The sequence below is a fragment of the Bradyrhizobium denitrificans genome, from assembly GCF_013179005.1.
Lineage (GTDB): Bacteria > Pseudomonadota > Alphaproteobacteria > Rhizobiales > Xanthobacteraceae > Bradyrhizobium > Bradyrhizobium denitrificans.
Genome location: NZ_JABFDP010000004.1, coordinates 93,265 through 105,675, shown reverse-complemented (window position 1 = coordinate 105,675; position 12,411 = coordinate 93,265). Strand labels below are relative to the sequence as shown.

Below are 12,411 nucleotides of genomic sequence, written 5' to 3'. Positions count from 1 at the left end.
GGGCGCGTTAGGTGCCAGCACTGGCCGCATCGACGGACGGTTGCGAACTACCGCCACACCGGCTCGTGCCGCCCCACCGTTAAGCTTGCATCAAGGATGGCACCGGATTCGCGAACGCGACGGCGGCCTTGAGCCGAGCCGAGCAAAGCGTTGCGCTATCGGCCACGCAGACGGAACATGTCCTTGGCTGCGACCAAACCTCCACCGGCGATCAGCAAGGCCGCAACCGCGATCGCGGCACTCGGCCGGGCGTAGCCGCCGAGAATCAGGAAAGCCGTCGACAGCAGCGGCGTCGCATAGGAGGCGGCGCCGAGCACGCGAATGTCGCCGCGCTTCATGCCGATGTCCCAGGCGTAGAACGCCGCGCCCACCGGGCCTATTCCGAGGCCGATCACCGCAAGCCATTGCGCTGGAGTGCCGGGCCACACGGTACGCTCGATCGCAGCGTGAACAATTGCCGCGAGCAGCGACGTCGCGAGGCAGAAGCCGGCCACGGCCTCCGTCGGCACCGCCTTCAGCCGCCGCGACAGCACTGAATAGATCGCCCAGACGAACGCAGCGACGAAAGCCGCCGCCAGCCCCGGCAGCTGGCTCGCCGCAAAGCTCGCGCCATTGCCGACGAACAGCAGCACAGTTCCGACCAGGCCCAGGGCGGCGCCGATGACATGATGGATCGCCAGCCGCTCGCCGGGCAGAAAGGCCGAGAACAGCACGATGAGCAGCGGCCAGAGATAGTTCAACAGGCCGGCCTCGGCCGGTGGCGCGAAGCGCAGCGCCAGGAAGTACAGCGCGTGATAGCCGAACAGGCCGCCGACGCCGACGGCCCATGCGGCCGCCGGCTGCCGCAGCAATTGCAGCGCCTGGGGATTGCGCAACAATGTCAGCAGGCCGACGGCGCCGCCGATCGCGAAGGTCATCGCGGCGAGCTGGAAAGCCGGGATGGTACCCGTTGCAACGGTCATGACGGCGAGCAGCGACCACATCAGGATCGCCGCCAGACCAATGAGGGTGGCTGTGCGTTGAGACATCCGGCCGGCTCCGTCGCGGCCGGCTCAGGCCGGCCATTCACGCCGATGCCCGCATCGAGCAATCGCAGAGACGTGAATGCCCGCGGCGAGCGCGGGCATTCCTTGTCCATGCCGTAGATTTAATCCCGGCGCAACGCCGCTGCGCGTGTCAGGCCATGTACTGGCCGCCATTGATCGACAAGGTCGACCCGGTGATCGCACCCGCCTCGTCGGCCGCGAGGAACACCACGGCGCGCGCGATCTCTTCCGGCTCGCCGAGCCGGCCCACCGGAATCAGCGGCAGGATGGCCTTCTCGAGCACGTCCTTCGGCACCGCCTGCACCATCTCGGTGTTGATGTAGCCGGGGCAGATCACGTTGACGGTGATGCCGGCCTTGGCGGTCTCCAGCGCCAGCGCCTTGGTGAAGCCGATGTCGCCCGCCTTCGCGGCGGAGTAGTTCACCTGGCCGAACTGACCTTTCTGGCCGTTGATCGAGGAGATGTTGATGATGCGGCCGAACTTCCGCGCGCGCATGCCCTCGATCACCGGACGGGTCATGTTGAACAGCGAGCCGAGATTGGTGTTGATCACCGCGCTCCATTGCTCGAGCGTCATTTTGTGAAAGGCCGTGTCCCGGGTGATGCCGGCATTGTTGACGAGAATGTCGACAGGACCGAGCTCGGCCTCGACCTTCTTGATCCCCTCGGCGCAGGCGTCGAATGAGCTGACGTCCCATTTGTAGACGGGGATCTCGGTCTCGCTCTTGAACTTCTCCGCAGCGGCATCGTTGCCGCCATAGTTCGCTGCGACCTTATGTCCCGCAGCCTTCAGGGCCTTGCTGATTGCTGCGCCAATACCGCGCGTTCCCCCCGTCACCAACGCCACACGTGCCATGTCGAATCCTTCCCTCGATGACTGCTCCAGCACGACAACCTGTAGATGCTGCCGCGCATTCCGTTGTTATTGGACCATGGACCGCTGCGCGACATCAACTTGTCGCTGAGATATCCCTGATCGCTCAACTGCTCTTTTTTACTGATCGATTATGCGACGTGTTTGACGGACATCAAGAACAAAACGCCCGGCGAAATCGCCGGGCGTTGATCTTTAGTTGAAGCGCGTGCGAATGCGAAGGCGATATGCTTCGCAATCAGTGCCGCGATTTTAGTCGCGTGCAACGCACAGTGCGATGCCCATGCCACCGCCGATGCAAAGCGTAGCAAGGCCTTTCTTGGCATCGCGCTTCTGCATCTCATGCAGCAGCGTGACGAGCACGCGCGCGCCCGACGCACCGATCGGATGACCGATCGCGATCGCGCCGCCGTTGACATTCACCTTGGCGGGATCCCAACCGAGGTCCTTGTTCACCGCACAGGCCTGCGCGGCGAAAGCCTCGTTGGCTTCGATCAGATCGAGGTCGGCGATGTTCCAGCCGGCCTTCTTCAACGCGGTGCGCGACGCCGGGATCGGGCCGGTGCCCATGATCTTCGGGTCGACGCCGGCCTGCCCCCACGACACGATCCGGGCGAGCGGCGTCTTGCCTTCCTTGGCCGCCTGCTTCGCGGTCATCAGCACCACGGCCGCAGCGCCGTCGTTGATGCCCGAGGCGTTGCCCGCGGTGACCGTGCCGTCCTTCTCGAAGGCCGGCCGCAGCTTGCCCATCGAATCGAGCGTGGCGCCGTGACGCGGATATTCGTCGGTGTCGACCACAACGTCGCCCTTGCGGCTCTTGACCGTCACCGGCGCGATTTCGTCCTTGAACCTGCCAGCCTTCTGCGCGGCCTCGGCCTTGTTCTGCGATGCAACGGCAAACTCGTCCTGCTGCGCGCGCGTGATCTGATATTGCTTCGCGACATTCTCGGCGGTGTTGCCCATGTGGTAGCCGTTGAAGGCATCCCACAGGCCGTCCTTGATCATCGTGTCGACGAATTCGAGCGCGCCCATCTTCACGCCACCGCGCAGATATTGCGCATGCGGCGCCATGCTCATCGACTCCTGGCCGCCAGCGACCACGATGTCCGAATCGCCGTTCTTCAGGGCCTGATAGCCGAGCGCCACCGAGCGCAGGCCGGACCCGCAGAGCTGATTGATACCCCAGGCCGGGCTGTCGACCGGGATGCCGGCTGCGATTGACGCCTGCCGCGCGGGGTTCTGCCCCTGAGCGGCCGTCAGGATCTGTCCCATGATCACCTCGGAGACACGGCCGGGCTCGAGGCCGGCGCGCTCCAGTGCGGCCTTGATGGCCACCGCCCCCAATTCATGGGCCGGAAGGTTGGCGAAAGCACCGTTGAAGCTTCCAACCGCGGTGCGGGCGGCGCTGACGATGACGACATCGTCTGACATGGGCATCTCCTGGGTTCTTGATCTTGAGAGGTGAAGCGAGGGCTTGAGGACTTGGGAGTATTTGAAACGAAGCCAAATATTTTAGTTCACGGTCGTGCCGGCCGTCCGCAAGCCGAGGGATTGGCAAGTGCGCAACCTTCGCTCTTTATCCTGTGAACGTCGTTGCGACATGTCAATTGGCGGCATGGGCAATTCCTGTTGCGGCGCACGCAAAATGGGACGCTTGGCGGTTTGATGGGCAAGATTTCTGCTGCCGGATTAACCGTTCCGCACAAAACCGTAGCCGAACTCGCTCGAAAGTGATTACGTTATTGCATTGCGCAGCTCGTTTGCCCTGCGGCAACGCCGCAGGGTTTCCCGTTCCCGGATTGCATGTGTGAGCTCCATGGCGAAATCAGACCAACCGACCACAATCAAGAAATACGCGAACCGGCGGCTCTACAATACCGGGACGAGTACATACGTGACCCTCGAGGATCTGGCCGCAATGGTTAAGAACGGGGAGGATTTCCTCGTTTATGACGCCAAGACCGGTGACGACATTACCCGTTCAGTGCTGGCCCAGATCATCTTCGAGCAGGAAAACAAGGCCGGTCAGAACCTGCTGCCGACCACCTTCCTGCGCCAGCTGATCCGGTTCTACGGTGACAGCATGCAGATGGTCGTTCCGAAGTACCTGGAACAGTCGATCGACACGCTGACCCGAGAGCAGGAGAAGTTCCGCAAGCAGATCGCCGACACCTTCAGCGGCACACCCTTTGCCCCGCTGGAAGAGCAGGTGCGCCGCAACATGGAGCTGTTCCAGCAAACCTTCTCGATGTTCAAGCCGTTCGCGCCGGTGCCTGCACGCACCGACGAGAAGGCGGCCGAGCCGGCCGCCGCCGCGGAGGATAATATCGACGATCTGCGCCGCCAGATGAAGGAAATGCAGGACCGGCTGGACCGCATGTCCGAGCCGAAAAAGGACGAGCAGAGCTAAATCAGGGCTGAGCTTGGATCATGGTGCGATGCGACGACATCGCATCATGATCGACGCCTCTGGTGGGCTGCGCGAATCCGCTTGCGCCGCCCGTCGTCAGCTCGCCGCAGGCAGCACAGCCCTGCTCGCGACCCACGGCTTCTCGATCGAGGCAAGCCCAATCAATCGGCCCTGGATGTAGTCGCAGCCCCAGTCGCGCAGCAGCGTGACCGAGCTGTCGTCCTGGACCCATTCCGCCACCGTCTTGATCTGCAGCCGCCGCGCCAGCTCGACCAGGGTCTGCACGAAGGCGCGATCGTCGGCCGAGCGCGCCAGGTTCTGGACGAACGCGCCATCGATCTTGACGATGTCGACGCCGAGCTTGCGCAAATTCCGGAACGAGGTGTGACCGGCCCCGAAATCGTCGATCGCGATCCGGCTGCCCAGGTCCTTCAGCCGCGTCACGAAGCCGCGGAGGTCGTCGATATCCTGAATTTCGACCGTCTCGGTGATCTCGACAATGAGCCTTTCGGCGACGCCGGGATGGGCCCGCATCATCGATTCGATCGAGGCCCACCAATCCGGGTCCATCGTCGTTTCCGGGGAAATATTCAGGCTCAGGGTCACGTCGGGCGCGCTGGCCAGCTCGGCCACGACGAGCTCCAGGATCCTGTGATCCACCAGGCGAATCAGGCCGAGTCGCTCGGCGACGGGCACGATGTCCGGCGCCAGCACGGCGCGTCCATCGTCCTGACGCATGCGCACCAGGCACTCATAGAAGGCGGTCTGGCGCGTGTCGGCATGCACCACCGGCTCGAACGCGGTGACGATGCGCCGCTCGTTCAGCGCGGTGACGATCTCGTCGGTGACCCGGATATTGACCTTGCGCTGCGCGTCGCGCTCGACATTCGGCCGCCAGGTCGAGAACGAGCCGATGCGGCGCCGCTTGGCCGAATCCAGCGTCTCATGGGCGCGGTTGACCGCCTCTTCGACCGACCTTGCGTGCCGCGGCACACTGACCGCGCCGATCGTCACGGTCACCGCCACCGGACCCGATTTGGTCGGCACCACCTCGTCGCGCACGGCCGCGAGAAAGCGTTCGGCGGCGACGGTCATGTCGTCCATCGTGCAGTTCTTCAGGATCAACCCGAATTTGTTGCCCGAAAACCGTCCGAGCGTATCGCCGCCCCGCAAGCGGGCGCGGATGCGCTGCGCGACCTCGAGCACCACCCCGTCGGCAACGTCGAAGCCGAACGCGTCATTGATGCGGGCGAGATGATCGATCCCGATCAGCATGAAGGCGCAGGCAAAGCGAAACCGCTGCGACTCCTCGATCACCTCCGCCAGCGTCGCCAGCAAATGGGTGCGGTTGAGCTCGCCGGTCAGCGGATCATGGCGTGACAATTTGAGCAGCTGCTCGTCACGCGCATGGCGCTCGTTGTTGATCCTGACAATGCCTTGCGCGCGCGCAGGCCGGCCATCGGGGCCGGCGAACCAGCACCCGGTTTCCTCGACCCAGATCAGCGGCGCCGCTGAGTGGGTCCGCACACCATATTCGATGCGGTAGGGCGTGCCGTCGACGCCGTGCAGCGGCGCGACCTGACGCATGGCCTCGGAACGGACGCCACGCTCCGGCTCGATGAGCTTGCCGAATTCGGTGCCGTTGCAGAGCTGCGGCAGCGGCACGTCCGGAAACACGGCGCCGACATGGTCGCTCCAGACGATCACGTCGCTGGCCAGATCCCATACAAAGGCAGCTTGGCCGAGGGACGACAGGATCGTCGCGGTCTGGGGCAATTCGGGTGTCAAGATCGCCTCGTTTCGGGACAAGCGGGCGCGGCCCGAGGTCAACAGCAAGGAGCCGGCGCCTACTCTCGCGAGCGACAGCACCGGATTTCGCGAATCAGACTACGCATCTCTGGTTAACGGAGAGCATGCCGATGCGACAGACACGCGTCGGAATCCACGTCAACCATCACGCAACATGTCGGAACGCGCTCTCCGGGAGCGGCATTGCTCTTGCGAGATCGGATGGTGAAGGGCTCCGGCGTCTCAGAACGTGACAATCGCGCCGGGTATGGTGGGACGATGTTAACGATCGATCAGGATCAGACCGGACCGGCAACCGCCGACGAGGCCTCACGCTGCCTGACCCTGGTCCGGACCGATGCGCAGGTCGAGCAGCAGGCGCCCAAGGTTCGCGCCCCACGCCCAGATGCCGGCTTCGTCGCCCATCTGATCGCGTCAGCCGAAAAGCTGCCGCAGACCCGCGCGCTCCGACGGGCGGCCCCAGCCGATGCGAAATCGGCCTATACGGCCCGGCTTCAGCCGGCCACCGCTCTCGGCGGCAGAACCCGCCAGGTGGTTTGAACAGGAAGGTGGTGCGCCGGAATCAGGGCTTCGACGCGTCCGGCGCCTTGATGGGGTCTTTTGCGGGATCGGCCGGCGCCTCGGCGGCACCTTCGGCCTGCAAGTCCGGCGCGGTCGGCTCGGCCGGAGCGGGCGCTGCGCTCGGCGGGCGCGGCAGCGAGTGATCCAGCAGCACCGATTCCGCGACCGAGGCCGCGGCCGGCACGGCATCGCTGGGCTCCGCATGAACAGGCGTCGCAACCGCTGGAGCATCCCCCGGCTGAACGGCCTCTGCCTTGGCCGGTTCTTCCGTCGCCGTGGGTTCCGGAAGCGTTGCTGGCTCTGCGGCCGGCACTGGGGCCGGCACGGCGACGGCCGCCCGGGCGCGGCGCTTGGTGCGCAACGCGACGCCGCCGAAGAAATCGACCATGGACAGCAGCGTCAGCAGCAGGAAGGTGGAGTTCCCGAATTTCGGCCACATCGCGAACTCGGCCGCGGCGCCGCCGAACACCAGCAGCGAGAGCAGATGGTCGGTCAGGTATTTGCCATTGGGCTTCGCCGCCTTGATGACCTCCAGCAGAAGCAGCAGCACGGCCAGCGCCAGGAGCATGTCGCCGAGCGAGACCGTCCAGACCTCGCCGGACGGGAGCTGAAGGCGCAGCAGCGTTTCGCTGAACGCGACCCCAGGCATCAGGAAGACGATCATGTTGTAGATCGCCAACGGGATCAGCAGCAGCGGAAAACCGATCATCGACATCGGTTAAAGCCTTGGGTGGGGCGGGCCACGGCCCTGCGCGAAATCGATTGGTCGAAAGATAATGGCGGCGAGATGGGATCACGCAGCACTCATGCGTAACGGCCCCTGCGAATCAAATCGCACGGGACCGCTTTCACCCCAATCGATGGCCGAATTCGGGCCGCTTGGAAAGCGGCCCTGCGGGCACTCAGGCGTCTTTCTTCTTCAGGACCTGACGGCCCTTGTACATGCCGGTCTTGAGGTCCAGGTGGTGCGGACGACGCAGTTCGCCGGAGTCCTTGTCCTCGACATAGGTCGGCTTCTTGATCGCGTCAGCCGAGCGGCGCATGCCACGGCGCGACGGCGAAGTTTTTCTTCTGGGGACGGCCATATCGGTATCCTCTAGGGGTAATTTGTAAGGCATCGTCCGCGAAGGACGGCTGCAGCCATGAAGCTGGCGAGCCCGGATGCCGATCAGGCCGCGCTTATAGAGGAAGGGGTCCGGTATGGCTAGGGCTCTCCGAGGCATTTTTGGCCAAATTTGCGTCCCCGCCGCGCTCAATGCCGCTCGCCCCAGCAGGTCTGCAGGGCCGAGGCCTGGCCCCGCACCATATAGGTCCCCGACAAACGGCGCACGCCAGGACCAGGGGTTCGGGCGGAGCGCCGGACCGGATTCGGCAGGATCGCGGCCAGCAGCGCCGCCTCGCGCGGCCCCAGCCCGGCGGCTGAGCGGTTGAAGGCGTAATTTGCCCCGGCTTCGACCCCGAATTGGCCGGATGGACCGAGCTCGGCGATGTTGAGGTAGATCTCCAGGATGCGCCGCTTGCCGAGGACGAGGTCGATCCAGAGCGCCAGCGGCAGTTCCAGCGCCTTGCGGACATAGCTGCGGCCCTGCCACAGGAACAGGTTCTTGGCGACCTGCTGAGTGATGGTCGAGCCGCCACGGCTGACGTCGCCCTCCTCGGCATCGTCCATCACCTCGCGCAGCGCGCCCCAATCGATGCCGTGATGGCTGCAGAATTTGGCATCCTCGGCCGCCACAACGGACCGCGGCAGATAAGGCGACATCGCCGAAAGGTCGATCCAATGCCGCGTCACCGGCTGGCCAGTCAGGGACCGCCAGAGCATCAGGGTCGAAACCGGGTGACCGGCAGCATAGAACGGCGTCAACACATAGGGCACGAGCAGCACCAGCACGACGATCAGCAGGATGGTTCTGACGGTACGCAATGGCAGGCGTCGCCCGGGTTGGACCGCCGAGGCGGCGGTCAGTTGCCCCGGATTATCCGACATCTGCATGAGGATTCCTGCTTTTTTCCGTCATTATGGCCGAAAGGGCCCATTGTCCCCGCAATTGACGAAGTCGCCGCCATCAACGATTGTCCGGCGAATTTCGTCCCTGGAGCTCTTCTTAAATGACTGCGACGGCCCTCACCGACTTCACCCAACGCCTGGACAAGACCGCGGAAGAGACCGAAGCCCTGCTCGGCGAGCTGCTTGGCGATGCGCCGCTGGCGGACGAGATCGCCAGGCCACAGCGGCTGATCGAGTCGATGCGCTATTCCAGCCTGGGCGGCGGCAAGCGGCTGCGGCCGTTCCTGGTGGTCGAAAGCGCTGCCGTGTTCGGCGTGCCACGCAAGGGCGCGCTGCTGGCGGGCGCAGCGCTCGAATGCATCCACTGCTACTCGCTGATCCACGACGACCTGCCGGCGATGGACAATTCCGACCTCCGCCGCGGACGTCCGACCCTGCACAAGGTCTATGACGATGCCACCGCGATCCTGGCCGGCGACGCGCTCTTGACCATCGCCTTCGACATCATCACCCGCGACGAGATCCACCCCGACGCCGGCGTCCGTCTGGCGCTGACCCGGGCGCTGGCGCGCTGCGCCGGTGTCGGCGGTATGGCCGGCGGCCAGATCCTCGATCTCGCTGGCGAGGGTCGGTTCGGCGACAGCGGCCCGGTCGACGTCGCACGCGTCCAGCAGATGAAGACCGGCGCCCTGCTGCGCTTCGGCTGCATCGCCGGCGCCCTGCTCGGCCAGGCCTCTCCGGCCGAATACCAGGCGCTCGACGATTACGGTCGCGCGCTCGGCGAGGCCTTCCAGATCGCCGACGACCTGCTCGACGTCGAGGGCGACGCCGCCACGCTCGGCAAGCCGGCCGGCGCGGATGCCGAACTCGGCAAGACCACCTTCGTTACCCAGCTTGGCATCGAGGGCGCCAAGCAGCGCGTGCGCGATCTGCTCGCCCGCGGCGATGCCGCGCTGTCGATCTTCGGCAGCAAGGGCGACGTGCTGCGCGCCGCCGCCCATTTCGTCGCCGAGCGCAAGAGCTGAGGCGAGGCGTTGGCCGGACTCCATCCCGATGATCCGGCCCTCGCCCGCTTCGTCAGGCTGCCGGCGCCGCTGCGCATCGTCTATGCGCGTCCGCGCACCTTCGTCTCGCTCGGCATCGCGATCGTCGCGTTCGTGCTGTTGCCGTCGGCGCTGCGGCTGGTCACGCGGCTCCTGATCAGCTGGGACATCTTCACCGCGATCTATCTCGTCCTGGTCGCGGTCATGATGCTGCGCAGCGAGCATCATGACATCCGCCGCAAGGCGATCATGCAGGACGACGGCCGCTTCGTGATCCTGATGGTCACCGCACTCGGCGCCTTCGCCAGCATCGCCGCCATCGTGTTCGAGCTCGGCGCCTCCAAGCGCGATGCGCCCGCGCTGACGCTGGCGCTGCTCACCGTCAGCCTGTCCTGGGCCGCGGTGCATGCGACCTTCGCCCTGCACTACGCCCATGACTATTACCGCGGCGCCAAGCCCGGCGGCCTGCAATTCCCGAGCGGCGACACGGACGAGCACGCCGACTACTGGGACTTCGTCTACTTCTCCTTCATCATCGGCATGACCGCCCAGGTCTCGGACGTCGGCATCACCGACAAGATCATCCGCCGCACCGCGACCGTCCACGGCATCATCTCGTTCGTCTACAACACCGCGCTGGTCGCCCTGATGGTCAATATCGCCGCCAGCGCGATCTCGTCCTGATCAGTTGCAGACTTCCACGCTGGCGTTGTTGGCGGGGCCGCCGCCGCCGCGATATTCGAGCCGGCAGCCCTGCCTGACAGGACGGCACAGATAGGCGTCGCAATAGATCTGGCCCGAGGACGGCTTGGGACGCGCCTGCGCCTGCGGCCTGGGCGGGGCAATGCTCGGCGCCACGCCGATGCCGACACCGAGACCACCGCCGCCGACACCGATCCCCACCCCGACGCCCACGTTGGGAGGCGGCATCGGCATGCCCGGCTCAGGCGTCGCACGGGCACGGCGGCGCGACGGCGCCTCCTCGTCATCGCTGGTGTCGCGCCTGACGACCGGCTTTTTGTCGCGCCGCTTCTCGCATTCATTGTCGTCATTCACGAAGGAACCCTCGGCGCAGACGATGCGGGTGCAGCGATCGCCATCCGATTTGTAGCCGTGCTGGCAGACCAGCGGGCAGACCCGCGCCTGCTTGAGCTTGATCGCCTGCAGCGCATCGGCCGAGGCGGCCTGGGTGTCGAGCCTGGTGCCGGCATAGCGGTTGAACTGCGACATCGAACGCCGCGAGGCGGAGCCCCAGTCGCCATCGGCGTCCTCGGTGAGGCAACCGACGCGGCGCAACTCGAGCTGCACGGATTTGGTCAAATCGGCGGGCTGCGACGCCGGCGTGAGCGCGGCGACCTGCGGCCCCTGTTGCGGGGAAGCGGCCGGTGATGTCGCCGCACGCGGATTGTCGGTCGCCGCGAGCTGCTGCTCCTGCCGCTTCCTTTCGGCGTCGGCGGCCTGCTGCTGCGCCAACTGATTGGCCTTTTCGGCCGCGATGCGGGCCTGCTCGGCCGCCTTGGCCTCGGCCTCCGCCTTGGCGAGCGTATCCTTGCGCGCCCCCTCGGAGGCGAGGCGCGCACGCTCCGCCTCCGTCACGCGCGCCTTCTCGGCGGCAGCGGCGCGATTCTCCTCGGCGGCCAGCTTCTCGAGCTGCAGCTTGGCGAGGCTCGCATAGAAGCCGTCGGGATATTGCGCCAGGAAAGCGTTCAGCGCGCCTTTGTTGCCGATCTGCATCGCGAGTTCGTAGTCGCGACGGGTGTCGGCCTGCGCATTGACCGGCGGCGCCACCGGCATCTGGGTGACGACGCGCGGCACGCCCGGCACCAGTGGCACGTCCTCGCCGCCGAGCGACCCATAAACAAACGGCTCCTGGCGGTTGGAGGTCGATTTCAACACCTCGTCGCGCACGAAGCCGAACGCCTTACGGACGTCCAGACCGGGAGTCGCGATGTGCCGCGACAGTGCAAGCGTAAACGGGCTGTTCGTGCCGTCGCCATCCTGCGCGGTGGAGCCGGCCTTGGCGGAATAGGCGATCAGCGTGTTGGGGCTGGTCGGCTCGACCTTGGCCAGGCCGCGGCCGAGGCTGCGGGTCGCGACCGTGCGCTGCATCGTCCTGGTAAACGGATTGTCGCGACAGGCGTCGAGAATGACCAGCCGCAGCTTCTTGGCCGGCTCGACGGCAACCAGGATCCGGTCGAGCGACAGCGTCTCATCATAGACGTCGGTGTCGCGCTCGAGCCGGGCATCGATCGGGATCAGGTAGTTGGAGCCTTCGACCTCCATGCCATGGCCGGCGTAATACACCACCGCGATATCGGCATCACGGGCGGCATCGGCGAAATCGCGCAGCGCCCGCCGCGTCTCTCTGGCCGTCAGGTCGCGGCGATAGTCGACGACATCGAAGCCTGCGTTCTTGAACGTCGTGGTCATGACTGCCCCGTCATTGGCGGGGTTCGTCAGCTGCGGCACGTTCTGATAGGCCGAGTTGCCGATCACGAGCGCCACGCGCTTCTCCGCGAGCGCCGGATGGCAGAGCAGCACCAACGCTGCCGCCAAAAGGAACCCGCCGCATCGAGCTGACCAAGACATTTGACTTCCCCATACCGCTGGGAGACCTGCTGGAACCTGTCTATCAGATTCCGGATCGTTCGGCTTGTGAC

The 12,411-nt window shown here is 65.5% G+C and carries 12 protein-coding genes; 4 read left to right on the top strand and 8 right to left on the bottom strand.

The window, feature by feature from the left end; translation table 11 throughout:
* Positions 1 to 155: 155 nt before the first annotated feature.
* From yddG to HL671_RS05280, 3 genes are all read right to left on the bottom strand, one after another.
* Complete coding sequence (yddG, locus tag HL671_RS05290) at positions 156 to 1,028, bottom strand: aromatic amino acid exporter YddG (RefSeq protein ID WP_172235815.1); 873 nt, start codon at positions 1,026 to 1,028, stop codon at positions 156 to 158.
* Positions 1,029 to 1,176: 148 nt separating this feature from the next.
* Positions 1,177 to 1,902: a beta-ketoacyl-ACP reductase gene (gene phbB, locus HL671_RS05285; protein ID WP_012047350.1), complete on the bottom strand. Its 726-nt coding sequence runs from the start codon at positions 1,900 to 1,902 to the stop codon at positions 1,177 to 1,179.
* Positions 1,903 to 2,172: 270 nt separating this feature from the next.
* Positions 2,173 to 3,351 (bottom strand): acetyl-CoA C-acetyltransferase, encoded by a 1,179-nt coding sequence (locus HL671_RS05280; protein WP_012047351.1) that lies wholly within the window; start codon positions 3,349 to 3,351, stop codon positions 2,173 to 2,175.
* A gap of 385 nt (positions 3,352 to 3,736) precedes the next feature.
* On the opposite strand from HL671_RS05280, the gene phaR reads away from it, so the two are divergent.
* Positions 3,737 to 4,330, top strand: a complete 594-nt coding sequence (gene phaR, locus HL671_RS05275) for a polyhydroxyalkanoate synthesis repressor PhaR (protein WP_012047352.1) — start codon at positions 3,737 to 3,739, stop codon at positions 4,328 to 4,330.
* A gap of 96 nt (positions 4,331 to 4,426) precedes the next feature.
* Here phaR and HL671_RS05270 read toward each other — a convergent pair whose 3' ends face one another.
* Entirely contained in the window at positions 4,427 to 6,118 is a 1,692-nt protein-coding gene (locus tag HL671_RS05270; protein WP_012047353.1) for a bifunctional diguanylate cyclase/phosphodiesterase, read from the bottom strand.
* Between the two features lie 279 nt (positions 6,119 to 6,397).
* On the opposite strand from HL671_RS05270, the gene HL671_RS05265 reads away from it, so the two are divergent.
* Positions 6,398 to 6,679 (top strand): hypothetical protein, encoded by a 282-nt coding sequence (locus HL671_RS05265; RefSeq protein WP_172235814.1) that lies wholly within the window; start codon positions 6,398 to 6,400, stop codon positions 6,677 to 6,679.
* A gap of 22 nt (positions 6,680 to 6,701) precedes the next feature.
* Here the strand turns inward: HL671_RS05265 and HL671_RS05260 are convergent, their stop codons facing one another.
* From HL671_RS05260 to mtgA, 3 genes are all read right to left on the bottom strand, one after another.
* The gene (locus tag HL671_RS05260; RefSeq protein ID WP_172235813.1) at positions 6,702 to 7,415 is read right to left on the bottom strand and encodes a hypothetical protein; all 714 of its coding nucleotides are present in this window, start codon (positions 7,413 to 7,415) and stop codon (positions 6,702 to 6,704) included.
* A 187-nt stretch (positions 7,416 to 7,602) separates the two neighbouring features.
* Complete coding sequence (gene rpmF, locus HL671_RS05255; protein ID WP_006610266.1) at positions 7,603 to 7,785, bottom strand: 50S ribosomal protein L32; 183 nt, start codon at positions 7,783 to 7,785, stop codon at positions 7,603 to 7,605.
* A 167-nt stretch (positions 7,786 to 7,952) separates the two neighbouring features.
* Entirely contained in the window at positions 7,953 to 8,624 is a 672-nt protein-coding gene (gene mtgA, locus HL671_RS05250; RefSeq protein WP_012047357.1) for a monofunctional biosynthetic peptidoglycan transglycosylase, read from the bottom strand.
* Positions 8,625 to 8,809: 185 nt separating this feature from the next.
* On the opposite strand from mtgA, the gene HL671_RS05245 reads away from it, so the two are divergent.
* Together HL671_RS05245 and HL671_RS05240 are read left to right on the top strand one after the other, a co-directional pair.
* The gene (locus HL671_RS05245; RefSeq protein WP_012047358.1) at positions 8,810 to 9,733 is read left to right on the top strand and encodes a polyprenyl synthetase family protein; all 924 of its coding nucleotides are present in this window, start codon (positions 8,810 to 8,812) and stop codon (positions 9,731 to 9,733) included.
* A gap of 9 nt (positions 9,734 to 9,742) precedes the next feature.
* Entirely contained in the window at positions 9,743 to 10,435 is a 693-nt protein-coding gene (locus tag HL671_RS05240) for a DUF1345 domain-containing protein (RefSeq protein WP_012047359.1), read from the top strand.
* Here HL671_RS05240 and HL671_RS05235 read toward each other — a convergent pair whose 3' ends face one another.
* Positions 10,436 to 12,340 (bottom strand): caspase family protein, encoded by a 1,905-nt coding sequence (locus HL671_RS05235; RefSeq protein ID WP_172235812.1) that lies wholly within the window; start codon positions 12,338 to 12,340, stop codon positions 10,436 to 10,438.
* Between the last annotated feature and the right edge of the window lie 71 nt (positions 12,341 to 12,411).